Raw genomic sequence first — 24,541 nt, 5'->3', positions numbered from 1 at the left:
AAAGTATGACAACCTAAAAATGTTGGTGCAAAAAGACCGTTTATGCCTGTGAAATGGCTTTAAACGGTCTTTTAGTTATCTTTATCACAGTGTGTTTCATAATTTCCCCCAAATGTAAAATGATGAGACCATTATTGGGGGAGTTCCGTAATGACTCCATCTAAGGGTCCTATCATCTGGACAAATTCTCCTGTATTAGCCTGGATATCTACTCCATAACCATCAACCATAACAGACCATTGCCTATTTCCTATAATTTTGTTCCAAACCGTATCATTCGTAAGCACACAATATTCAGCTAATTTCTGCGAGTCAATATCTGCGTTCATTTTTTTGTTTATTACTTGCATATATTCTTTTGCTTTAATAATAGCATTATTTTCTGTAAGAATGGGTCTTTGAAATTGATAAATAACAAATAGACTCATAGAAATCAAAAAAAATATAGATATCATCTTCATTGTTTTCACCCCTTAATATTAACGATTACTGAAGGGTTTTGATGCATTTTGTCGCTCAACTATCGTCCTGCGTTAGTTCAACGGTATTACCTCCAAACTTGCCCTGTTTGTTTCAAGCGCTAAGTGTTTTTCATTTTCCCCTTCACCAGTCATAAATTTTGCAGTTGCCGATACTTCATATAAACCTGGCTTTTCAAGTTTGTATGTATAACGCTCAGTAATCGTCCCTTTTCCTTGAAAAGTGCGATATTTCCCTACATTATGCATTACAAATGTATTAACCCCCTTGCCATTACTATCTTTTATAGAAAAATAAAAAAGACCTGCCGCATGTACAATCGTAAAATTATTATCAGATAAGTTCTTTAGAGTAGCCTCAACGATGAACTCTTCATTGGATTTTATTTCATTAGGGACAGATATACTTGCTGTAAAAGGTTCTTTTCCAGAATTAGAAACGGTTGGTGTAACTACTTCTGAATCCTTGGGTCGTGAGAGATTTGCAGTTTGTTCTTCAGCTGGTGAAGGCTGACCACATGCAACTAAGCTCAGCAAGGCGTGAATTATTATTAATAATTTCTTCATTTAAGCACCTCCCAAGAATTATACGTAAAATTCTGGAATTTTGTTGCAAAAACAAGGAGCAGCTGCCGCGGCATACTACTCCTTGTTTCGTTGAACTAACGTTCCCAGTTAGCGTAATGACTTGTGATACGGTTCCCCGCGCTATCTATAATGGTAGGTTTTACTTTGATCAATTTATCTTTTATCTTCTACTAATCTATATCCTTTATAAGTAAGTTTATCAGTTTTTGCTTTTCCATCTTCAGAGTAAACAACAACATCAGTAATGAACCCATACTTTTTACGATTATACTCGTGCTTATTACGTTCGTACTCTGATGATTTATCACTCGGGTCATTTTCAGTACCCAAGAAGCTGTCAAGCGAAGACATTATTGAAAAACTTGCGCCCGCGATGACTTCAAATTTATTAACATCATCTACATAAAGTGGTAAGCTCCCGCAGTAAGCGTCATTTTTATCTTTTGAATATGGAAACTCTAATAGATGCGCGAGATTTGAGGCGACAGCCTGGGAAATCCTAGACTGCCGCTTTTTTGAATTCAAATTTGATTAGCTTGTTGATATAAAAATTGCCGAATGGACGGATCTTCACAGAGTCCAATGGCACGACTATAAGCCAAACGGGCTTCCTCATGTCTCCCCAATTGCATGTGCAAATGGGCTGTAAGAGCCCAATAAGGCTGATAACTCACGATTTTATCGCGAGGCATAGATTCAAGCAGCGCAAAACCCCGTTCCATTCCATATCCCTCTGCAACCGCCGCTGCTCGTCCGACCAGTACTCCAATAGTAGGACTAAGTTGGGCCAGCCCCTCATATAGCAAGGCGATTTCTTTCCATTCGATGACCCCTGTGCGCGCTCGCTGGGCATGCACCGATTGTATGGCAGCCAACAGCTGGAATCGCCCGATCCGTTTAGATTGCGATGCTATTCGAAGACAACGTTCCGCTTCCATGATCATTAGAGTTGACCAACGTGTAGTATCCTGTTCGGACAGGGGAATATAGCTTCCCGATGCATCAATCCGGGCTTCTCGCCGGGCCTCGCAATGCAGCATTAGAGCTAGAAGCCCTTGAACTTCAGGTTCGTCAGGCAAATAGTTCGCAAGAAGCTTGCCCAGATAAATGGCCTCGTGGACCAATCCCTTCCTTCGAGGATCTACACCTGTCAAATCATCCCATCCGCTACCGTATACTGCATAAATGGCTTCAAGAACGGCATCTAAGCGATGGGGCAATTCCTCGGCATCGGGCATTGCGAACGTAAGGCGTTCGGTGCGGATTTTTGCTTTAGCACGAGTAAGTCGTTGCCCCATCGTAGAGGGTTTTACAACGAATGCGGACGCAATGCGAGAGGCATCCATTCCGAGCACGGTCTGAAGCATAAGCGGTGTTCGTATCGACTGATCGATTGCTGGATGTGTACAAAGAAATAGCATGTTTAATCGTTCATCGGGAAATGCAGTGTCAGTAGACGACATTTGTTGGGACTCTTCTGACAGGGCGATCAACGCTGGCATTGCTCGTTCGGAAACACGTTCACGGCGGGCGCGGTCGATAAGCTTCCGTTTGGCTACCGCAAGCAGCCAGGATTCCGGTTTATCTGGAATGCCGGCCCTCGGCCACGATTCTAATGCGGCAACAAACGCGTCCGCCAACGCATCCTCTACAGCTTCAATATCTCGCCAGTTTAGGGTCAGATATGAAATTAACCTTCCGTAAGCATCACGCGCCGTCTCCTCGATAATGTTGCGGGCGTTCATCATATGATCATTTCATAGGAGGAAGATTTTCCCGGACTTCAACCGCATTAACAGGGCCTCGCGCAGCCCACTCAAGAGCTGTTTCAAGGTTGGGTACATCGATAACGAATAAACCGCCGATTTGTTCCTTTGTCTCGGAAAACGGACCATCTTCCACAACCATCTCGCCATTACGACGTAGTACGGTCGCAGCCGTTTCAGGAGCGTGGAGGCCAAAACCGCTGACAACTACTCCGGATTCGAGAAGTGCATGTACATAATGGGACCAGCCTGCAAGGTATTCCTGTTGCTTGGCCGGATCCTTTCGTGCGGCGAAGTCCTCAGGGCTCTCGTAAAACATAAGGGTGAAATGCATGTTTGTTGGCTCCTTTACTGTTTTTTGGGTTTGTGATTTTCTCTCACATGATAAAGTCGATTTAAGGATAACGATTTCTACATTCCAGAAACATTTTTTCTAAGAAATTAAATAAATGAAGCCTTTTTTTCAAAATGATAACGGAAAACAGCTGAGATGTACAAGAACCCGTATCAAATGACTTGGTTTTTCTTTTTTTTTGCAGGTTATGCTAAGCTTGCCGTTTCTAAATCTTACACTATTGCACGCATATTCCACGAATACCCTGGAAGTTTACCATCCCATGGCTCTACGGGTCTATGCCCTTTTCGGGCAGGAACTCGGTTCACCGTGCTTTCTTTTTAAAATCCTGCGAATGACTCCAAACGGCCGTTCTTTGTATCCTGAACATAGACGTTATAATAGCAAGCCAAGTGCACGAAATTGACAAGCGACCATACAACAAGCCATATGATTGAAGACGACAGGGTGGTCCAGATGCCGAACCAAGGCAGCACACGCCCTCCGCCGATAAATGTCACCAATGGTGAGAGGGACAAGAGAATTAGGATAGGGATCAGCCTTCCGACCGTTATAAGAATCAACTTACCGGTCGTTAAGCGTTTCTTCCTCCGACGGATACGAATATATGCATACAAGCCCCATACAAGCGTCGCTAGGATCAGCGCAATCATGATCATTTCCATGTTTCGGCCGTTCAGAAAAGAGGTTTCGGGCTTCTCTCCCCTCATAATATCCGTGATTCCATCGATAAACGCAGAGTAATTCACAAAAGCGTTCAAACCGGAATTAAACATCACCGCGATCCCCATCTGCTCGTCCAAATAAACCATTTCTTCCGACTTGTACGTCCAGAAAATGCCGCTGTGGGAGATCGTTCGGCCGGTTTCGTCTTGGTCCGCAAGCCAGCCAATGCCGTACGGACTGATGGCTCCGGCTGAATGATATTGTTTCATCAGCGCCGGGGAAAGGAGGTGGCCGCGGTACTGGGCAAGCATCCACCGGGACATGTCTTCCGCGGTTGAAACAATGCCGGCTTCACCGTCAACGAACCACAGCGGCTCAGAGCGGCTTACGGAACGCCCCAGAATCAAGTAATGTCCCGACGGAATAGCCTCATTCCCATCGATTTGCTGCGTCGTGCTAACACTGAAGGTATTGTACATTCCGAGCGGTTTAAAAACATGATGATTCAGGTAATCCGAAAAGCGCTCACCACTGACGCTTTCCACGAGGTTCGCCAACAGCACGTAATTGGGATTATGGTAGCTATAGGTTGTTCCGGGATCATGGGCAAGCTGAACCTCGTTTAATAACCGTTTCGCCTCATGCAGTGATTGGAATTGCGGAGTCCTCGTCATATCGGGATTTATTTTGTCATTCAGACCGCTGGTCTGATTCAATAAATGGCGGACCGTAATGTCACGAACGCGGGGGTCCCGTGGCGAAAGTTCGGAAAAATAGGAAGCGTAAGCCGCATCGAGGTCAATCCGGCCTTTATCCGCCAGCTGCAGCACGGCCAAAGCGGTAAAAGACTTGCTTAACGAAGCAATGGGAAAAGGCGTGTCGCCCGTTACGCTTTGGCCATCTGCGAATGTACCGTAGCCTTTTGCGTAGAAGATCTCTTCGTTATTGGCAATTGCCAGAGACGCACCCTCGATGTGATTGGCCTTCATGCTCCGATTCATGTATTCGTCGATGTCCCGCCAGACTTCAGTACGATCTCGGACTTCCATGCGGATACGGGCGTAGCACACACGAAACATAACATCAGCAAGCAGCTGATTGCGTAATACATTCTTTTTTGCAGTTTCGTCATCATAGCACTCCTTCTTTTCAAGATAAGGAAATGCTATCAGATAATTTTCAACTATTTATCAACCCGATCCCAAAACTTGCCGTCACGCTTCCGCCCCCATAAGGATGGTTTTCGACCTGCAGGCTCCCTTCATGTTTTTCGCACAGCACCTTGCAAACATAAAGGCCAAGCCCGCGATGTTCGTTCGCATCCCACATCTCCCCGCGGTAAAAAGGGAGATCAGCCTTGTGCAGGGCTTCGTCTGAGAAACCGGGCCCGTCATCCGTGACGGTAATATTTATTGAGCCATCCTGGATGACATAGCGAACGTTCACCTGACTGGCTGCGTAGCGCGCCCCATTGGCTACCAAGTTCTCGAAAACCTGCATGACGACATAGGTATCCACGTTTATTGTAATATTAGCGTCTTCCATGGAAGAGACGAAGCGTTTACCGACCTGCCTTGTGAGTTGTTCGGCGCTATCGTTCAGCAAAGCCGTCAACGGTGTCGTATCCATCGGCCTGCGATGCACCGGGACGTCCTCCAGCTTCTGAATCGAGGCCATAGCCTCCGCATAGCTCTCCAGACGCAGAATGTGAAGGTTCATGGTATGAATCAGGTCCAGCACCTTTTCGTCTGACAATTTCTTCTCGGGCAAATAAGTAGCGAGAAACTCGGCGTATCCTTTCAACACCGACAGCGGCGTCCTCAGGTCATGGGCAAAAATCGCATTAAGCTGTTTGCGCTCCTCAACCGAACGCCAGAGCGTCTTTATGTTTTTTTCCAATTGCGCGCGCATATTTTCAAATATGGTGATCAGCTCGCCCATCTCGTCCCGGCTATCATAGGAGATGCGGAAGCCTAGATCATTGGCCGAAATGTTCTCGGATGCTTGCTTTAATATCTCCAGCGGACGTTTTAGTTTCCATCTGTAAAATAGAACGGCCATGGTGACAATTCCGGCAGTCACGGTTAGCAGCACCGCCGCGACGAGGGAGGGAAGTACCCAATCCGTTTCTCCGATACGCTTCCGCAGGCTCTCCGCCCAGGCAAACTCCATGGTGATGACGACAAGTACGGCAATGAGTGTGAGAACGCATAACAGAATAAAAGATTGCAGCAAGGTGAGCCGCTTTAGCAGTTGCCAATTCATGAGCTTGGCCATTTGTATCCTACTCCCCAAACAGTCTCGATTCGGTCATTGCAGCCGCATTCCTTGAATTTGGAGCGAATTCGCCTGATATGCTCTGCGATCACACTGCTGTCTCCTTCATTGTCCAGGCCCCAAATATTTTCGTATATGCGTTCCTTCTCGAACACCATACCGGGATGCATGGACAGCAATTCGATAATGTCGAATTCTTTTTTGGCCAGAGGAATTCGTGTATCCCGGTAGTACAGATTCCGGGCCGTATAGTCAATGACTAAATCATTGTTAAACCTCACCGAGTTTTTGGTTTGGATTCGCTGTTCCCTGCGCAAATGCGCTTCAACCCTGGCACCCAGCTCGCGAATGCTAAAAGGCTTCAGGATATAGTCATCTCCTCCGACCCGAAATCCGGCTATTTTATCGGCATCTTCGATTCGAGCAGTTAAGAATAAGATCGGACAAGAGACGAAGTCTCTGATTTTCTCGCATAATTCAAGACCGTTCTGCTCTGGCATGTTGATATCCAGCAATATGAGATCGGGTCGTTGTTCCACCTTCTGCAGCGCCTCCCGGCTGTCCTTGGCAGTCATGACGAAATACCCGTTGATTTCAAAGTAATCGGTCAGCAGCTTTCGAAGATCCGCTTCATCGTCCACGATCAGTATTTTAGGCATCAATGCTCCATCTCCCGTACCCAAATGTCCCCATATAAACCTCCCTGGAAATATTGTTTGTTTCACGATCCACCTTAATTGAAATAAAAAGTAAGATACATTTCTGATAAGGAAAAGGTACTACAAAACCGTTAGAGATACAACGAAATTCCCCTTTAAATACCTTAATGAAATTTAACCTCTTCTGCAGTAGGCATTAGCTTATATCCATAAAAATAAAAAGCCGCGCAGTGCGCGGTTCCATTTGCATATATGTTCTTGTCCTCCTACATATTGATAAGCTGCGTCTTTGGATCCGTAGTATCGACATAGTTGTCATTTCGCCCACATAACGGTTCAATTTTTCCCTTTGTTTTTCATGTTGGATATTTTTTAAACGCAAAGAGTTTAAAATACCACAGTTCCGTATAGTTAACTTTTGGTTTGAGTCAGCATATTGTCAACAGTTTTGCTCATCTGATTTAACATAAACTGAGGTGCAACACGACTCATGAACTTCAGCAAACTGCTCTGACCCGGCAGGATTTCAAAGCGATCCTTTTTCAAACTCTCGATTGTGTACCTGACCATCTTACCGGCATCCATTGGCTTTACGCCTTTGATCTCGTAGCCATTAAGAGCTTTAATTAAAGGGGTCTGAATAGTTGGAGGCGCCAATTCAAATACTTTAATATTCGAATTTTTTAGCTGCATTCGCAGTGATTGTGTAAATGAATGAATACCGGCTTTCGTCGCACAATATACCGGCAATACCGGATAAGGAACAAATGCAAGCGCTGATGAGACATTCATAATCGCAGCGGATTTCTTCGCCTTTAAATGCGATAAGAATTGTTTCACCATACGGATCGAACCGCTGAGGTTAATATCAATCTCGCTGCTGATATCCTCTAAATCAACCTCTTTGGTATGAAGATTTAATGCACGCATAACCCCAGCGTTATTGATCAGAAAATTCAATTCTGGAAATTGACTGATTACTTTTTCAAAAAGATCAGAAATTGCCTTTGGATCGCTTACATCACACTGAAATGTGTGAACGTTTGGCAGTTTCTTTTTGGCTAAGATCAGTTTGGACTGATCCCGGCCGGTAATAATTACCGTGTTCCCAAGCTGAAGGAGCTGAGCAGCAAGCTCGAGTCCAATCCCGGACGTTCCACCCGTTATAAGAATTGTGTTGGAATCCATTTTCATAAAAATCAATCCTTTCTCTATAAATGACTCTATAAATGATTTATATAGTGGCTTTGCATGCTTTATTGTGCAACAAGATTTCCAAAGATCGTAAGGTTCCTGCAAATACCCGAATCCCAAGCAAAGTATTGTGCAAGCTTATTGCCAAAACTATCATATCGATCGCTAAACGATGGTTTGTGAGATAGGCATATCGTTCGCCGCCTTCGGTTTTGAATGTTTTTCATGCGTCTCATCGAACCACCAATGATTGCCGTCTTTCTCCAATAATGCATCGGATTCAATCCCCCTATGCATAATAGTGTATACACACTCTTATTAAGCAAAGCATTTCTCAAATTTCATCAACAATTTGGGGTTCCCTTTGATCCGCAGTTTTCTTGTCAACAATGCCGCAGCCACATTTTTTTCCTTCCCCACGATCTTAAGCCACGTTTTGCTATCCACCGTAATCCGAATATCCGGCTTGCCGTGAAAACCGTCCCTAATCTGGAGCTTATTGTCACGAATGTCGATTGTCGTTTGTCTCGTTTCATCTCCGGTGAATGTAAAATGATAGGTGCTGTTTAAACCCGTTGCCTGCTTCGGCTGGAATGCATGAGGCATCAGGGTGATCAAAAGGCGGATCGTGTTCGGTCTGAGTCCATTCCCGACGCGTTTTACCGTTTTATGGGGAAAACGTTTCATGACATACGCTTCCGCATCGGAGCCAGGAGTTACATAGATCGTCTCCTCTTTGGCCTGCAACGGCTTTAATATATCATTCATGAACCCTTTACGGTCTTTCAGAAACGGCCCGATCACATCATCGCCCGCCGGACAAACCGATAAGCAATAAGCTGCTTTGTAGTTAGCCCCGAAACTCAAACTTTGCCACCAGGAAGTCGTTTCGGTTATCGGTACTTCATTCCGGTACTCTTTGAAGTTCTTACTGTCCACGACCGTTTCCACAAAGTCGCTGAAACCGCCCATAAACTCACGATAATTGTGCGTAGCGCATGAAGAAAAATTAAATTGTCCGTCCGCACCGATCGCGCCCACAGGGCAGGCAGATACGCAAAGCTTGCATTCCAGACACGGGTTGTAGTCAATCGGCCGGTCTTCCTTGTTGACCCGGGCATCGATCATAACGGCGCCAAGCAGAATGAAGTTTCCGAATTTCGGATGAATCACGTTGCGATGGATGCCCATATGGCCTAACCCTGCCGCAACGGCAACAGGCTTGAGCGAAACGACCCAGGTCTTGCCGGGAAACTTATCCATCTCCATCGGGAAACCCATGGCTGCATTTAAAGCCCGTATCCCTCGCGCTTCCAATGCGGACACGATGTGATGGGCTGTCTCCGCTACCTTATCGCCGGTATGATGAAATTCAATATTGGCAAGGGATCGTGCTGGTGTGCGGATCGGTTCTCGATTCATTCTGGCAACGAAACTGATCATTGTCTTAGCATGCGGAAATGCGGACAGAATGTCATCACGCTGATCATCCAATTCGGAGCGTTCAATGGATATAACCCCGACATCGTCAGCTCCGGCCTCAAGACACAATTCACGTATCCACTCATAATCAAGCGTTTCGTTGTCAAGAGTGGCGGATTGCGCAGAGGATTCGTAGTAACGCACAACTGTGGGATGTTTTTTCATATCGGCCACTTTCATCTATCCTTTCTCATTAAGTGTATATACACCTTTTAGGTGAAAAAAAATTAATCTTGCCTGTTCAACTTAACGATATCAGACAATTGACCAAGCAAACCTTTATAACGGTCATCGCCCATATAATCCCGAATACGGATTTGCGCCTGTTCCCATAACGGCAGCGCACGCTTAAGAAGGTCCCGGCCTTCGGGTGTCAGAGCAATAAATCGTTTCCTGCGATCCTCCCCTTCCGTGATCGACACCCAGCCCTGTCTCTCAAGCGGCTTGAGATCCCGTGGCAATGTGGTCCGATCCATTAGAAGAATTTCGGAGAGAGATGTAATGGTGACAGATCCGGCCTGTTCAAGTGCCATAAGGACAGACAATTGGGTTGCCCGAAGCCCGACTGGTCTTAAATATTCTTCATATAAACTGGTAATGAACCGGGACGTTTTTCTTAAATTAAAGCAAGCGCACTCTGCTGTATAATCGGTCGTCCCTGAAAAATCTGAAGTTGAATTATGTTCTCTCATAAATATGAGTATATACACGTATTATGTCGATGTCAATCTTTATCATCATCTTAAACCTGGACGGATCCTTTTTTATTATGTACAAAGAAGCGGCTGGAAATTTCCCGCCGCTTTCTTCTTTTACAATCGTTCATTCATAGTTGAATGCATTGGAATTACTCCTCTTTAAAAAAATCAGTTTAAATGCTGCCTCATTCCTGTAAGTGAAGCAGTTTCAATAGCGCTGAGAAGTTTATGTTGGCGTAAAGCATGTGCAAAATCCGGGGTATTGTATGTGCCTTCACGCAAGTCCTTGGCGAACTGTTCATAAATACGTGCTGTATTGCCTGGCATACCTGTCGGTAGATGTTTAGCAAAGTAAGATTCAGGAACAATTAAATCTTCTACACGGTTCTCTTGAATTCGTCCGCCTTGCAACTTTAATTCAGCTAACTGGGTATGACCACTTGGTGCAGTTATGACCAGATCACCTTTTGTCCCATTGATTTCCCAATGCATATTTTCACCACGAGATATTCCACCGCGATAAAAGACAGACACAGCCGTGCCTTTCGTCAGCGTCCCCATAATCGATACATGGTTGGGTGAGGTGAAGGGAATTATAGTATTCGTATCTGCTATTAAAGCTTCTGTTTGATTGGAAACCAATTCTGCCGACAGGGTCGAGAAATCACCCAGCAAATACTGTAGGGCGTCAAAAGTGTGCATAATCGGAACCGAGAGAAGCGTTACTCCGTTGGCCTTATCATAGACGTACGAATTCAAACGGTCGGTAACTCCCGTCCAACCCATGCCTGAACCAACAAGTGTCGTACCAAGAACATCTCCAATGTAACCCTCTGAAATGAGGTCTCTTGCATAGCGAATGACAGGACTATACCGTGCTTGTAAGCCTACAATTGTGCGTATTCCGGATGTTTCTGCCCGTTTAGACAAATCTTCTGCTTCATCCAGGCCATTGGTGAGCGGCCATTCCGAGAAGACCATCTTCCCTGCGTCAAGCGCAGCCGAAATGATTTCATGATGATAGGGAACCTTTACCGTGACAACAACCAGATCAACGCCAGGATGGTTAATTAAATCCAGATGATTATCGAATCCGGGTGCACCAAACTTTTTCTCGGCTTCTTTTGCGGTCGTTTGACGGCTTGTGCTAACAGCGCTCAAATCGTAATCATCCGGTAACGCCTTAATCGAAGGTATGTGTGTATTAACCGCCCAACTATACGGATTTGAGGGGCTTGCACCAATAATACCAACACCAATTTTTTGTTTATTCATCATTGTTAATTTTCTACTCCTTTGTGGTTTTTAAGAATAAATATTTAGTTTACTAAATAAATACTTAAACTTTTATGGACCAATTAATTAGTATACTAAACATTAGTTTAGCTTGCTAAATAAAATCAGAGAAAAGGAGAGATTATTAAAACAAGTTACTCTCCATTTGCTTCATAAGCCGTCTTAAAAGTAGTCGTTCTTCAGTTGAAATCGATTCTAGCAACTTTTCTTGATGCTTTTGCCATATGCTACGAATTGGCTCTTCAAGCTCTTTACCTTTGTCGGTTAGAAAAATACGCATAACTCGTGCATCTTTCTCATCACGCTTACGGTAAATAAACCCGTTTTGTTCAAGTGATTTAACCATATTGGTTATGGTGGGAGGTTCACAATGCAGATGTTCACTTAGCTGCATTTGTGTTATTCCATCACCCGACCATAAACGGTAGAGCAGATTATCTTGACCGACATGTAGGTTTAGTTCCCTTAGACTTTCGCTGTAATCTCGTCTCATTCTAGCCGAAAGTTTATCGAACAACTCACGAATCTCACAGTCAACCTTTGTCTCCATATTGCTTTTCTCAGCCTTTATCATCGAATTTACTTAGCAAGCTAAATATATCATGATTGTATCCAGCTGTCAAACTAGCACTCGTAAAAGAAAGTCGTGCCTTACTCATTAACTATATCGTATTGTTCTTCTTTGTGTTTCAGAATATTCGTCCGTAATTCATTTTCCACGCTAAACTACCCTTTAGCATAATAAAACACGGAGCAAATGCCGCGCAGTCTTCTCCGTGTTTTGATTGAACCATAGTACCCGTTAGTTCAACAAACTACTTTACTTGTGATACTTTTCACCGTGCTGTTTCTATCGGCAAGTTAGATTAGCCAATCGCCGTATCTCCTCGCTTAACCTTCGATTGACTGGATAAACTTCTTCTAAGAAATTTAAAATGCGAAGTGCCGATTCGGGAACATGATCGTAACCCAGTATCATGTCTCCTATGATTTCCGCAAAACGGGGGTATCTCTTTTCTAACCGCCTCTCATTCCCGAATGGGTCGGGAAAGTAATCCACCTCTTGCTCCAGTAGATGGAGTACGGATAGAATCCTGTCCACAGCGTAACCTTGAACAAACCTCGTTGCGGATAGGCGCTCTCCCCTTGCATAGCGGCCGAGCCCCACGTATAGATTTGTTAAGGCTTCGTTCAAAGGAAAGTCCAAGGAATCATTTTTTAGGCTGGGGATCGGGTTGGAAGGTTTGGCGATTCCCGTATTGCCATACATCGGATCCTTCCATATGACCCGGCCATCCGTATAGGAGGCGTTCGCCAGCTCCCATTCCTCGAATACAGCGTATTCCCCGAAAATACCGTCTTCGAACAGTACTTTGTACCCAACATCCGAATTCTTAAACAAATAGGCAAGAGGGTGTATTTCTTCGAGCCAATCCAATCGGTCGATATATCTGTTTTTCTCCCCCGGTTTCACAATGACAAAGAAATCTAAATCCGAAAATTCATCCAACCGTTCTGTCTCAACCCCAACGGAACCAACGCCTAGTAATAAAAGAGCTCCCCCCTTGCGTTCGAGCGACTTGCCGATCTCGTTGAGCCGCTGTAACAGCAATTCTGTTCTCAGCATTACGAATCCTCCCCTGGTTTTGAAATGTAAAAAAGGGTCCAACCCACTTCTCAGCGAGGTTGAACCCGAAGGTTACATTGCCTTTATTATCCTATTATGAAATTACCACGTATTAATTGTTGCTGTCAATTATAATAACTTGCCCTTATTTATGATACGGTTCACCGTATCACTCTAACGGCGAATTTTAAGGGACACCTTTTTGGGTGCCTACTATGGTTGTCACAAATATGCCCGCGTCCCAACAGGAACACGGGCATCAAATGTGTTTAGAAACCTTCCACCGCCAGAGAAGATATTAGTACAGTTAGGCTCATGTAAGCTGTGGGTATAACGCAGCTACACCACCAGCGAGAGCACTTTGGAGCTTGCGGCTCAGTTCATCGGCAAGAATCTCAAAGCTGTTGGCCTCTATTCCATCAATAGCCAGTTTTGCAATTTCGGCAGGGTCGGCCTTCGGAGCTTCAACGCCGGCCGTCATGTCTGTGTCCATAAAGCCCACATGCAAGCCAGCCACTCTCACATTTTGAGGATACAACTTTAAGCGCAACTCGTTCGTCAGTGCCCACTCTGCTGCCTTTGCAGCCGTATAAGCACCTTCATTACCCCCTATACTGAACCATGATAATGCAGAAAGAATATTCAGGATTGATCCTCCCCCATTATTGGTGAGAATAGGCGCGAACGCACGAGTCATGGATAGTGTGCCAAAGAAGTGGGTATTAAATTCCAATTGTATTTTGTCGAGATCGCCGTCAAGCAAAGAAGCGCCTGTAGAAGTGCCTGCATTGTTGATCAGAAGCGTAACGTCCTTAGCGACCATAGCAGCTTCAGCTACCTCTTGCGGGTTAGTAATATCAAGCTTTACAGGTATCACACCTGGAATGTTAACGGACTCCGGATTTCTTGCACCAGCATACACCTTAGCCCCTCTGGATAGAAGTTCAAAGGCAAGATGACGGCCCAAACCCCGGTTCGCACCGGTGACAAATGCAACTTGTTCAGAAATAATCATTTTTATATGCTCCTTTTATTGTCTGTTTTAGTTATGCGATCACTTTATCTTTACGACTATCTTCCCTTTTGCTCTGCCAGATTCGGAGTACTCCATTGCTTTTTGAGTGTCTTCAAAAGGAAATACTCGATCAATAACAGGCTTTATTTTCTCGGATTCAATCCATTCAGAAAGGATCTCCAGTTGTCTGCCGCTTGGTTTCATAAACAGGAAGCTGTACTTGACCTTATATTTTTTCTCTAACTTGGTAATCTTCCGGGCAACCAACCGAAGTAGATTTGTTTTGACGAAGCCAACCCTCTCCTCTTTTCCGAAGCGCGCATTGGGCGGCCCAACGACGGATACGATTTGGCCTTGCTCTTTGACAATTTTAAAGGCCTTCTCTAGAGTCTCTCCGCCTTTGGTATCAAAAACGGCATCATAACCTTGTAACAGTGTATCGAATTGTTCTGTTTTGTAATTGATGATTCGATCGGCTCCAAGCGACTCGACCAATTTGGCTCCAGCTTCGCTTGTCGTTGTTGCGACATAAAGTCCCATCGCTTTGGCAAGTTGGATAGCAAAAGTACCGACTCCGCCGGAACCAGCTTGGATCAATACTTTCTGCCCGGCCTTTAGTTTCAATTTTTCATGCAATACTTGATAGGAGGTAAGCCCGACCAATGGAATGGATGACGCTTCCTCAAAGGTAAGGTTGCGAGGCTTTATGGCGATATCGTCTTCATTCACGGAGATAAATTCGGCGAAGGCTCCGCCCTTGCTTGGTCGGCCGAATACTTCATCCCCGACCTTGAATCTGGTAACCTTCCGTCCCGCTTGAATGACAACGCCCGAAAAATCATATCCTAATACATGGGGCATATCGTATTTCAGCAGGACACGTAATTTACCATCCCGCACAAGAAGATCGAGGGGGTTCACGCTAGCCGCATGGATTTCCACCAGCACCTCGTGATCGTCTACTGCGGGCTTTGGAATATCCGCTAACTGAAGCGGGTATTTCCCGTATTTTTCAATTACCATTGCTCTCATCATGCGGCCTCCATCTTATAGGTTTAAAACAATTCCCTTGAACGATCGCTGATGCCAGTTGCTGTCTGCCCAGCGCTTTTATTCAAATCCTTCTAATACGATTTTACCGATTGTGCTGCCTGACAGGCTCTTGTGAAATGCTTCCTTCAGGTTTCCGGAATTAATTGGTTTGATAAGCTCTTTCATCGTTGTACGTACTTTCCCTGCATCCACAAGATTGGACACTTCATTAAGCAGTCGATGCTGTTCAATCATATCGTCCGTCTGAAATGCCGAACGAGTGTACATCAATTCCCAAGCAAACGTCACGCTTTTTATAAACAATTCACCAAGTTCAGCCGGCTGTTCGAATGGCAAAATCGAGCAGATTTTCCCCTGCGGCAAAATCACCTTCTTCATCTCATTCAAATGCTGATCCGGATTATTCAAAACAAAAATATACGGAACGCCAACCAGGCCAAGCTCTTTTAGTTGAGGTTCAAGCGGTCGATGATGATCGATAACATGATCGGCACCATGTTCTTTCGTCCATTTGATCGATTCAGGACGCGAGGCCGTAGCGATGACCGTTAGACCGGCAAGCTTGGCCAGTTGAGTCGCGATCGATCCGACGCCCCCCGCAGCCCCGATGATCAAGATACTTTTGCCCTCATTATCCGATGGATTTTTGGAAATACCCAATCGTTCATAATAAGCTTCCCACGCTGTAATGGTTGTTAACGGTAAAGCCGCTGCCTGCGCGAAATCGAGGCTCTTAGGCTTTTTGCCGACAATCCGTTCGTCGACCAGGTGAAACTCGCTGAATCCGCCCGGGCGAATGATGGATCCAGAATAATAAACTTCGTCACCGACTTTGAATATATTGCAATCCGGTCCTGCCTCGACTACCACGCCGGCTACATCCCGACCGGCTATCGTAAGCGACGAATCGTCCGGTTTTTTGTCCTTGTGTGACCGCCAATCCGACGGATTGACGGATACTGCCTTCACTGCTACGAGCAAATCCCTTCCTGACGCTTTCGGTCTCTCCACTTCAACCTCCTGAAACGGCGGTACTCCTTCCCCCGGTTCGTAATATCCGATCGCTCTCATCATCTTTTGGTTTAACATTGTTTATCCATCCTTCCTTATCTTCATCTTTTGTTTGAATGCAGCAGTTCTATTCCTTGCTGGCTCAGCTTCTTGTTATTTGTTTCGGGTTCACATTTAAGAACGATCATTCTAAAAAAAGTGCAAGCAATTATTACGATGGAAAAAAAGCTTTAGGCAAAGAGGAGACTCGCGAGTTCAGGAACAATCGTTCTAATTTAAAGAAAAAAAACCATTATCCTTCTATAAGTTTAATCGATGTATTGGCTATGCGGTGAAGTTTTTCTTTGGCAACAGAGGTTCTTGCCATTGCCCTTAGCCCAACCCAAACATTCTGCAGATATTCTGCCATTTCCCCGGCATCGTAATCAGTGGCAAATTCACCGTCCCGCTGCCCCCAGAGAATAATTTCCTTGAGTTGCTGCTCTGCTATTGTACACGCCTCAGTGAACTTGGCATCAACATCTGCATCGCGCGCTGCCAATTCTACAGCTGAATTCACCATTAAGCAGCCGGAAGGCAAGTCTACTTCTCCATCAATGATGAAGTCAAAAATAAACTGAAGAGCTTCCGCTGCAGACTTGGAGCGTTTAACTCCAGCTGCAAGCGCAGCGTTGATTTTATCGCCAAACCGATCCATCGCTTTTAGAAACAGCGTATGTTTGTCGCCAAATGTATCATACAAGCTTCTTCGATGGATTCCCATGTGCTCGACCAGATCGGTCATGGATGTCTTCTCATAACCTTGTTCCCAAAAGAGTCTCATCGCTTTATCCAATACCGCGTTCTCTTCAAACTCCTTGCTTCTCGCCATTCCGTTTCCCTCCCGCCATCAATATAACATATTGAGAACGATCGGTAAAGAGTTAATTGTCACCTTTACACATCGTTACATCACTAATTACACACCTTGGATTATCGTGATAATATTTCAATTTTCGCCGTTACTTGTGATACGGTTCACCGGAATTAATATTCAACTAAACTGCCCGTTTAGCACAACCAAGATGTTTATTCACCCATTGAAAAATAGGGCTCTTTCTTATTCCTGGATTTCAATGTCGTGTTCCTTACACCATTCAATTACTAATTCTTTTATCTTTCTTTCTTTGTACTTATACCAATGCTTATCGATACCATATTCTATTATTCCATCTTTAAATCTCCGAAATGCTCCTCTTCCTTGAATGGTACCATACAGTTCTTCTCTAATGTCTTCATCCTCTAAAGTCCCGATAAAATCCTGTATGATTTCATATTCGTTGTAATCGTTTCTTAACTTGAAGTCAACGTAAACCCCGTCTTCATCCTCAATAATACTTATTGCTTTTTCAATGTTTTCTCTTTGCCATTCAGGATAATTTTCAAGTGGTTTTTCATCTTCTGCAGCCCCAATTTCTTCTCTCATTAAAGTAATAACTTCGCCTGATTTGGTGTTTATAAAAGTAAAAGTATCCTCAATTTGAAGTTCAATTTCACCGACTAGATCATCCAACTTTACTGGTTTGTTATTCTTCATTTGTCTTTATCCCTTTCGATTCATACAAACATCTTATCCAAAAAAACAAACAAACAAAGCTACCTAATCGGTAGCTTCGAAAATGTCTTGGGAACAATTTCCACAAGAGAACCTTGTGGGAGGAAATCCAATGCATCCAAAAAAAGTCCCCCGTTAAGCCCGAGGTCCTCCATCCATGTTTTAGTGACTATTCGCCCAAATAAATCAAAGGGAGATGCACACAAATGCACATGAATGGACCTGTAAATATTTCTCGAAATGAAAGACTTCAAACCTGCAACGAAATTGCTACCATACTTGGCAGTGGAGTTTGCCCATATGGAGCCCTATGTTAGTCGGGTTACACAACCAAAAACTTTTTTCGACTGGCTCAATGGTTCTACCGGAGGCACTGGAAATGCCTTGCCATCCAGAAGGATTCGACAATATTGTGCGAATGGCTATGTCTGGAGAGTTAGCAGAACCTTCAAAGTACAAAACGAATCCCATTTTGACGAAAATGCAACTGGTTGCCTTCTCATCTCTTTATTGAACTCTTGTTCCTCGTTAGTTGAACACAATATTATTTTCCAACCCCTTTATTTTCAATCCAAAGTCCAAGCAATTCGCCCGCTATGGGGTCTAGAATAATAGAACCAGTAAAATAATAGCTGCACATTAAATTGCTGCAAGCTTTTTTGGAAACGTCATTTCCGTTTATCATATATGGACGTTTAAAACGAATGGCATAGTAATCCACGCTTTTTTCAGGTGAAATCGCTCTTTTTAGAAAAACAGTTCTCGACCATTGAACATCACTTAACTCGTTTTTGGGATAATCTTCATTTAAATAGTACGGTTGTGCTGCTATGGTTGCAGGTTCTAATCTTCTAAATCCAGCAATTTCAATGGGGGCGTTAGGTAAAAATTCTGCAATTTTTTGCTTTATCCTGATATTAGGTTGCTGGTCATATATCTCGTACGTTGAAAATATTATTAGTAAAATTAAAACTACAATGCTCACTATTTCTTTTGCGGTTGCTTTTTTTAATAACAAAAATACAAGAACTGCCGAAAATACAATACAACCAATTGATACTGTATAAAACAAAGTAGTTGACATTCCATATTGGTATGGTGCAACTACGATATAGCCTAGAATCAACACTAGAGCAGTCAAAAAAATCTTGAAGAGTTTTGCCAAGATTGAAATCCTCCATACAAATGAAAGTAATTTCGTTAGTTGAATTTCTATAAGTCTGTTGGTAAACCATGAAGATACATATTTATACAATCTGTACTTTGTTTTAGTGCGTTAATGGTTTTAGGATTGGGCTGTTTATATATATTTGAGTAATCTATTTCGTTGTATTCTTTCCGTATAGTAAAAGCCAGTTTTTCATCGTTTAGAGAAAATTCCGCATTAACACCAACTTTATTTCCGCGTGCATCTAGGCGAATCCATTTTTCTTGGGATTTCAGAAAAACAGCATTTAATGCGTGGATGCAGTACCCTGTGTCAGGAGTGTCACCTATTGTAAGTCGTTGATAACAAAATCCTGTTGGAATCCCTCTGCTCCTTAATATAGCACATAATAAATTTGACTTAGCATAACAAATACCTTCTTTGAAATAGAGTGCTTCCGAGGCTTTGCGTGTTATTCTTGAACTTTGAATATCCCACGAATGAGATATTTCATCACGAACAAATTCATACGCTTTTTTTACAAAATCGACTTCGTAAGATGATGATTTAGAATATAATTCGGCTGTTTTTTCCTTAATGGAAAGGTGACTAAAGTCAACTTCTTCAGTCTCCATCAAATAATCTTCAAGTGAGTTTGATTCGCATATCAATATCATCAAATTACAACCCTCCAACAACTATTGGTATAATAATACTCTAACACGTATATTTATACAATTGCTTGAATGGAAAATAATTGATCAATCCTGCCCGTCCCTCACGTATTCTCACTCATTCGTAGGATTTCATCACCTTGTATTGCAGCGGTCGACAGAAAGAAAGCTGTTACCATTGTTGAAATCCTTTTTAGGGCGTGCGGGAATAGAAGAAACGTTCTTGAACATTCCCCAGGCTGTTATCTACTGCACGCTTCTCCACAAGATGCCCTGGATGTTTACCACCTTTGCGGAAACATATAAACCAACCAATCCTACTCCGATACAAGCTATACCGCAACCGAACCATGGCATAAAAGACTGAGAACTTCGGTAAACTTGATCTTTGGGGTTACCAGTGGGCATCAAGGACAACTCAAAGCCCATCCGCAGCCAAATCATACCGCCGATTAATGCCGACAAGGCGGTGATAAGAAAAACAACTCTTTTCAGCAAATTACTCACCCTCTGCTTTGTTGGGTTACCGTTCATAGAAAATGTTTCCTCAAGTGTTGTGTATGTTAGTTCAGTGAGCAAAACAATAGCAATTAACGTATTGGCTCACCGTAAAATACATGAAAATGAAGATGTTTTGAGTCTTGGTATCTCCCCTTGTCACTGTGTTCCAGAATAAGTAAGGATGAGATATGCTTCTTTGGAATCGTAACAATATGAACGGGATAATAAGAGGGAGTGTGATGATATGCAAGTACGTTACCCGTATCCAATACTTTTTGTACATAAGTACGACCACTTAATGTTACATGTCGGCATGTCAATGAGAATGCTGATTAGAAGCTGATGATAAGAAAAAACATCCTTTAAATTGAAGGATGTTTTTTTGTTACGGTACGACATATTCTGGAAACCCGGGTTTACCCGCTTCAAAGTCAATATCATACAATAAAAGCTGAATAATATGTGCTAAACTTAGTTTGAAAATATCGAAAAGAGGCTATTCATATGAGACAAGAGGAAAGAACGGTTCGATTTGATCATGATTTGCAAATTGAAGCCTTCCGTTTTCATGGGATCATGCAAAAATTTCCGAATCATTTCCATGAGTACTATGTGATTGGTTTTATAGAGAGTGGACAAAGACGATTATCTTGCAAAAATGAAGAGTATGTCATAGGTACAGGTAATTTACTTTTTTTTAATCCTCTGGATAATCATGCTTGTGAACAGATTGACAACAAAACTTTAGACTATCGCTGTTTAAATATCAAGCCTGAAATCATGCGGAAAGTGACAAAAGAGATTACTGGAAAAGATTATCTTCCCCACTTTACTGCTCCTGTTGCCTATCGAAGTGAACAAACCCATTTGTTGCAGAATCTTCATCAGATGATAATGAACGAATCACCAAATTTTAAGAAGGAAGAAACGTTTTATTTTCTTATTGAACAGCTAATTGAAGAATATACCGAGACCACCGAAGAAACAGAAATTGGAGCAAACGAACACAAAATTGAAAATATCTGTCAGTACATAGAATCACATTATAAAGAGCCTATCGCTTTAGATGATTTAGCAAGAATTTCTACTATGAACAAATATTCTTTGTTGCGTTCATTTACCCGAGTTCGAGGAATTACCCCGTATCGTTACCTGCAAACAGTACGTATCAATGAAGCTAAGAAGTTATTGGAACAAGGAGTGAAGCCGTTAGATGCAGCCCTGCAAACAGGATTTGGAGATCAAAGTCATTTTAGCCATTTTTTTATGGAATTAATCGGACTAACACCCGGACAATACCGCAACATTTTTGTTAACCATATTAAATAATCAACTGCGGGGAAGGACAGGACTATGGAAAACAAAAAGACTGCTGGCCATTTATCAGCTCTTATAACCATTTTGATTTGGGGTACAACGTTCATTTCCACAAAAATTTTATTGAAAGATTTTTCCCCTATTGAGATCCTATTTTTCCGGTTTGCAATAGGTTTCATTGCATTAATGGCTGTTTACCCACACAGACTGAAAGTAACCAATAAAAAACATGAACTCACTTTTGTATGTGCTGGTTTATGTGGTGTTACTTTGTATTACCTTTTAGAAAATATGGCTTTAACCTTTACAATGGCTTCCAATGTAGGCGTAATAAGCTCCATTGTTCCATTTTTTACGGCCATTCTTACCTATCTATTTTTGAAAGAGGAACCATTACGGATCAGTTTTTTCATTGGATTTGTTGTTGCAATTACTGGCATCTTCCTCATCAGCTTTAATGGAACTTCAAATTTTCACTTAAACCCATTGGGTGACTTGTTAGCAGTAGCTGCTACTCTAATTTGGGCTGCATATTCTGTATTGACTAGAAAAATCAGTAGTTACGGATATCATACGATCCAAACGACAAGAAGGGTGTTTTTTTATGGGATATTATTCATGATTCCTACCCTATTCCTGTTTGACTTTCAATTGGGACTGGAACGTTTTTCAAATCCTGTTTCCTTACTCAATATATTATTCTTGGGTCTTGGGGCTTCTTCTCTTTGCTTTATGACATGGAATTATGCTGTTAAAGCATTGGGTGCAGTTAAAAGCAGCGTCTATATTTACATGGTTCCTGTCATTACGGTAGTTACTTCTATGATTGTTTTGCACGAACAAATGACAGGGCTGGTTGCATTGGGGATCATTTGTACAATGGCTGGACTTTTTATTTCAGAATGCAAAATGAATATGAAGAAAAAAGGGATGTTGGCAGTTCGAAGACATGGTTCAAGATTCTAGTGAAAAATCATTAGAGTATAAAGTGCGATTATGCACATATGTTTGTGTCGCAGTGAGCAAATTAAGTTACTTGGTACACGGCATTCGTATAAAAACAGGAGCAGTTGCCGCCGGCAATCTGCTCCCTGGTTCCACTATTCTGCTTCGTTAGCTGAAGAGGCTGCCGATGATACCGGCAGCCTTTGTCGTGAAGATCCGTTAGTTCAACAAACATTCGTTTAAAACTTGGTATTATAAGGTACCATGTCCTCTTCAGAGCTTATCCAATCCTGATAAAATCTCATATTGGCTTCTTCATATGCAACCTATTATTAATCGAACGAGATCATCTATACTGACGACTCTCCTTTAACTTCGCTTTCTTTATTATTGATCAAGAACCAAGAACTTTTCAACTATAGTTTCCCGTTAGTTACATCATCGCGTCGGACACAAAATTGCCGAATGCCCGAATATCTTTGAGATAATCGTAATCCTCAGGATTAAAGAGCTGGTTATACATGCGTACAGCTACCACGTTATAGGCGGGAATGACCAACACGACGCATCCCGTGATGCCGAGTGCTTGATACGAGCCAGCGGGCACACGCTCGCCAATCTGATTCAACTGCGTGCCGTGCTGCAGCCACCAGATATAACCGTTACGTGGTTTTAAAGACGGAATGCCCACAGGCGTCTGGAGAGCCGTCACACACTCGAATACGCTTTGTGGCAGTACCTGCCTGCCATCCCCGGCGGCGCCCCGGCTTAGATGAAGTTGTCCCCACTTTGCAAGGTCGCGGGCGCTGACGAATAGGTTGCTTTGGTCTCCAGCCGTACTATCATTCGGACCGACCCAGTTGTCCAAATGCGAGTAATAATTGTAGATTAGATGTTCGTGCGGTGCCGTACACCAACCGGTTTCACGCAAGCCATAAGGCTCGAAAACCGCTACTGTCATGAATTCACTCAATGTCATCCCGGTAAGCCGGGATACGATCCGGAATAGCAGCGCGATGCCTGCATTACGATAAGCCCATCCTTTGCCGGCAGGAAACTCCTGGATAAGCTGTCCTTCCCGTTCCATAAGTCCATGTGTATGCGTCAAGAGGTGACGTAGCGTCACATCATACGTGTACTCAGGCAGCTTGTCCAGATACCGCGATACCGAATCGTCTATACTCCCGATCTTTCCCTGTTCAATAAGCAGGCTGATGGCAAGTGCAAGATAGGTTTTGCGTACAGAACCCACATTAAATTGCGTACGAGCGTCAACGATGCGCGAACACTCGTCATCATCGTGCTTGCCGGAGTAGGATTCGTGCGCGATTCGGCCGTTCTGTAGGACGTATAACGCTGCTGCTGTCGCTCCTATACGGAGTTGCATATCATAAACATAATCGGCCAATTGCTGAAATCTTGAATCCATGCTATTACCCCCTACTTCTGCTTAATCCTCTGACTGACTTAAGACTGTAGTAATAAAAGAGTCAACGACGCAGTGTGTTGAATTAGAGGTGGAACTTAATTGGGGAACAAATAACGTGCCGATGAAGAACTTATGCTTAGGTAGTTCAATAATTCTTGGGTTGCCAATTGAATCCGTTCCGACTATTCTTAATCCGGCTTCATGAATTTGTTTTTCATATTCCGCACTAAGTCCATAGTTACATCTGAATTGTTCAATTACATTTTCAACTTGATAAATATCAAAGATTCTCGAAGGTTTCTTTACTATGACTTCACCTTTTTGACCGACTAATGAGCAAGCTAGTTTACTAATAATTAATTGATTTGCGTGTGGATCGCGTTCTTCATGCCCAGCATTCTCCAGCATCATTTTGTTTCTTGCATATTCCATAATGATGTATTGAAATCCACCGCATGTCCCTAACAAAGGTATATTATTTTCGCGTGCAAATTGAATAATGCTAAGTACCCCGTCAACAGAATCTGGGAACCCAGGGCCTATCCAAAAACCCTGATAGGTTTCCTTGATGGTATCCAGTTGTTTAATTACAGTAGTTGTAGGAATCCACTCATACTCGATAAAAATCCCTAACTTCCTAGATGAATGCATTAGAGCATCGTTAGTAGCTATCTGTGATGGATATTCTGGACTAAAATCACCAACAATCCCAATTTTCATTTTGTATGCCCCTTTCAAATTCAACTAGGAATTTATACCATAAGTTAA

At 43.1% G+C, this 24,541-nt stretch carries 26 protein-coding genes and 1 pseudogene; 3 read left to right on the top strand and 24 right to left on the bottom strand.

Features of this window, described 5'->3' with window-relative positions; translation table 11 throughout:
- Positions 1 to 131: 131 nt before the first annotated feature.
- From ICC18_RS26940 to ICC18_RS26850, 19 genes are all read right to left on the bottom strand, one after another.
- Positions 132 to 461, bottom strand: a complete 330-nt coding sequence (locus tag ICC18_RS26940) for a hypothetical protein (RefSeq protein ID WP_188177522.1) — start codon at positions 459 to 461, stop codon at positions 132 to 134.
- Between the two features lie 72 nt (positions 462 to 533).
- Entirely contained in the window at positions 534 to 1,046 is a 513-nt protein-coding gene (locus ICC18_RS26935; RefSeq protein ID WP_188177521.1) for a putative periplasmic lipoprotein, read from the bottom strand.
- Between the two features lie 174 nt (positions 1,047 to 1,220).
- Positions 1,221 to 1,592 (bottom strand): hypothetical protein, encoded by a 372-nt coding sequence (locus tag ICC18_RS26930; protein ID WP_188177520.1) that lies wholly within the window; start codon positions 1,590 to 1,592, stop codon positions 1,221 to 1,223.
- Complete coding sequence (locus tag ICC18_RS26925; protein WP_223192897.1) at positions 1,589 to 2,815, bottom strand: RNA polymerase sigma factor; 1,227 nt, start codon at positions 2,813 to 2,815, stop codon at positions 1,589 to 1,591. Before ICC18_RS26925 ends, ICC18_RS26930 begins: the two co-directional genes overlap by 4 nt.
- A 4-nt stretch (positions 2,816 to 2,819) precedes the next feature.
- Complete coding sequence (locus ICC18_RS26920; protein WP_188177519.1) at positions 2,820 to 3,167, bottom strand: YciI family protein; 348 nt, start codon at positions 3,165 to 3,167, stop codon at positions 2,820 to 2,822.
- A 341-nt stretch (positions 3,168 to 3,508) separates the two neighbouring features.
- Complete coding sequence (locus ICC18_RS26915) at positions 3,509 to 4,933, bottom strand: serine hydrolase domain-containing protein (RefSeq protein WP_223192896.1); 1,425 nt, start codon at positions 4,931 to 4,933, stop codon at positions 3,509 to 3,511.
- A gap of 100 nt (positions 4,934 to 5,033) precedes the next feature.
- On the bottom strand, positions 5,034 to 6,131 hold the full coding sequence (locus tag ICC18_RS26910) for a HAMP domain-containing sensor histidine kinase (RefSeq protein ID WP_188177518.1): 1,098 nt from the start codon (positions 6,129 to 6,131) through the stop codon (positions 5,034 to 5,036).
- Positions 6,116 to 6,790, bottom strand: coding sequence for a response regulator transcription factor (locus ICC18_RS26905; protein WP_188177517.1), 675 nt, complete (start codon positions 6,788 to 6,790; stop codon positions 6,116 to 6,118). The genes ICC18_RS26910 and ICC18_RS26905 overlap by 16 nt, the downstream gene beginning before the upstream one ends.
- Before the next feature lie 411 nt (positions 6,791 to 7,201).
- The gene (locus tag ICC18_RS26900) at positions 7,202 to 7,984 is read right to left on the bottom strand and encodes an SDR family oxidoreductase (protein WP_188177516.1); all 783 of its coding nucleotides are present in this window, start codon (positions 7,982 to 7,984) and stop codon (positions 7,202 to 7,204) included.
- Positions 7,985 to 8,302: 318 nt separating this feature from the next.
- Complete coding sequence (locus ICC18_RS26895) at positions 8,303 to 9,646, bottom strand: SCP2 sterol-binding domain-containing protein (protein ID WP_188177515.1); 1,344 nt, start codon at positions 9,644 to 9,646, stop codon at positions 8,303 to 8,305.
- A gap of 47 nt (positions 9,647 to 9,693) precedes the next feature.
- The gene (locus ICC18_RS26890) at positions 9,694 to 10,158 is read right to left on the bottom strand and encodes a MarR family winged helix-turn-helix transcriptional regulator (protein ID WP_188177514.1); all 465 of its coding nucleotides are present in this window, start codon (positions 10,156 to 10,158) and stop codon (positions 9,694 to 9,696) included.
- A gap of 174 nt (positions 10,159 to 10,332) precedes the next feature.
- Positions 10,333 to 11,442: a Gfo/Idh/MocA family protein gene (locus ICC18_RS26885; protein WP_188177513.1), complete on the bottom strand. Its 1,110-nt coding sequence runs from the start codon at positions 11,440 to 11,442 to the stop codon at positions 10,333 to 10,335.
- 142 nt (positions 11,443 to 11,584) lie between these two features.
- Positions 11,585 to 12,010 carry a MarR family winged helix-turn-helix transcriptional regulator gene (locus ICC18_RS26880; RefSeq protein WP_188177512.1) on the bottom strand — a complete coding sequence of 142 codons (426 nt, stop codon included), beginning with the start codon at positions 12,008 to 12,010 and terminating at the stop codon, positions 11,585 to 11,587.
- A gap of 300 nt (positions 12,011 to 12,310) precedes the next feature.
- Positions 12,311 to 13,087, bottom strand: a complete 777-nt coding sequence (locus tag ICC18_RS26875) for a hypothetical protein (protein ID WP_188177511.1) — start codon at positions 13,085 to 13,087, stop codon at positions 12,311 to 12,313.
- Positions 13,088 to 13,400: 313 nt separating this feature from the next.
- The gene (locus ICC18_RS26870) at positions 13,401 to 14,102 is read right to left on the bottom strand and encodes an SDR family oxidoreductase (RefSeq protein ID WP_029192401.1); all 702 of its coding nucleotides are present in this window, start codon (positions 14,100 to 14,102) and stop codon (positions 13,401 to 13,403) included.
- Positions 14,103 to 14,141: 39 nt separating this feature from the next.
- The gene (locus tag ICC18_RS26865) at positions 14,142 to 15,134 is read right to left on the bottom strand and encodes an NADP-dependent oxidoreductase (RefSeq protein ID WP_029192402.1); all 993 of its coding nucleotides are present in this window, start codon (positions 15,132 to 15,134) and stop codon (positions 14,142 to 14,144) included.
- A gap of 78 nt (positions 15,135 to 15,212) precedes the next feature.
- Positions 15,213 to 16,244, bottom strand: coding sequence for a zinc-binding alcohol dehydrogenase family protein (locus ICC18_RS26860; RefSeq protein WP_029192403.1), 1,032 nt, complete (start codon positions 16,242 to 16,244; stop codon positions 15,213 to 15,215).
- A gap of 214 nt (positions 16,245 to 16,458) precedes the next feature.
- Positions 16,459 to 17,037 (bottom strand): TetR/AcrR family transcriptional regulator, encoded by a 579-nt coding sequence (locus ICC18_RS26855; protein ID WP_188177510.1) that lies wholly within the window; start codon positions 17,035 to 17,037, stop codon positions 16,459 to 16,461.
- Positions 17,038 to 17,265: 228 nt separating this feature from the next.
- Positions 17,266 to 17,742 carry a UPF0158 family protein gene (locus ICC18_RS26850; protein ID WP_188177509.1) on the bottom strand — a complete coding sequence of 159 codons (477 nt, stop codon included), beginning with the start codon at positions 17,740 to 17,742 and terminating at the stop codon, positions 17,266 to 17,268.
- Positions 17,743 to 18,030: 288 nt separating this feature from the next.
- On the opposite strand from ICC18_RS26850, the pseudogene ICC18_RS26845 reads away from it, so the two are divergent.
- Positions 18,031 to 18,214: pseudogene (locus ICC18_RS26845) on the top strand (kanamycin nucleotidyltransferase C-terminal domain-containing protein); the annotation flags it as partial.
- Positions 18,215 to 18,304: 90 nt separating this feature from the next.
- Here the strand turns inward: ICC18_RS26845 and ICC18_RS26840 are convergent.
- From ICC18_RS26840 to ICC18_RS26830, 3 genes are all read right to left on the bottom strand, one after another.
- Positions 18,305 to 18,925, bottom strand: coding sequence for a hypothetical protein (locus ICC18_RS26840; RefSeq protein WP_188177507.1), 621 nt, complete (start codon positions 18,923 to 18,925; stop codon positions 18,305 to 18,307).
- A gap of 47 nt (positions 18,926 to 18,972) precedes the next feature.
- Positions 18,973 to 19,584, bottom strand: a complete 612-nt coding sequence (locus ICC18_RS26835; RefSeq protein ID WP_188177555.1) for a transglutaminase-like domain-containing protein — start codon at positions 19,582 to 19,584, stop codon at positions 18,973 to 18,975.
- A gap of 243 nt (positions 19,585 to 19,827) precedes the next feature.
- Positions 19,828 to 20,115, bottom strand: coding sequence for a hypothetical protein (locus ICC18_RS26830; RefSeq protein ID WP_188177506.1), 288 nt, complete (start codon positions 20,113 to 20,115; stop codon positions 19,828 to 19,830).
- A gap of 471 nt (positions 20,116 to 20,586) precedes the next feature.
- Here ICC18_RS26830 and ICC18_RS26825 point away from each other — a divergent pair, with 471 nt between their 5' ends.
- Both ICC18_RS26825 and ICC18_RS26820 read left to right on the top strand, forming a co-directional pair.
- Positions 20,587 to 21,411: an AraC family ligand binding domain-containing protein gene (locus tag ICC18_RS26825; protein WP_188177505.1), complete on the top strand. Its 825-nt coding sequence runs from the start codon at positions 20,587 to 20,589 to the stop codon at positions 21,409 to 21,411.
- Between the two features lie 24 nt (positions 21,412 to 21,435).
- Positions 21,436 to 22,365: a DMT family transporter gene (locus ICC18_RS26820; RefSeq protein WP_188177504.1), complete on the top strand. Its 930-nt coding sequence runs from the start codon at positions 21,436 to 21,438 to the stop codon at positions 22,363 to 22,365.
- A 412-nt stretch (positions 22,366 to 22,777) separates the two neighbouring features.
- Here ICC18_RS26820 and ICC18_RS26815 read toward each other — a convergent pair whose 3' ends face one another.
- On the bottom strand, positions 22,778 to 23,773 hold the full coding sequence (locus tag ICC18_RS26815) for a serine hydrolase domain-containing protein (RefSeq protein ID WP_188177503.1): 996 nt from the start codon (positions 23,771 to 23,773) through the stop codon (positions 22,778 to 22,780).
- A gap of 21 nt (positions 23,774 to 23,794) precedes the next feature.
- Positions 23,795 to 24,493, bottom strand: a complete 699-nt coding sequence (locus ICC18_RS26810) for a CTP synthase C-terminal region-related (seleno)protein (protein ID WP_188177502.1) — start codon at positions 24,491 to 24,493, stop codon at positions 23,795 to 23,797.
- Positions 24,494 to 24,541 lie beyond the last annotated feature (48 nt).

It is taken from the genome of Paenibacillus sedimenti (assembly GCF_014534655.1).
Lineage (GTDB): Bacteria > Bacillota > Bacilli > Paenibacillales > NBRC-103111 > Paenibacillus_E > Paenibacillus_E sedimenti.
The sequence above is the reverse complement of the archived record's forward strand: the minus strand, read 5'-3'. Positions and strand labels throughout refer to the sequence as shown.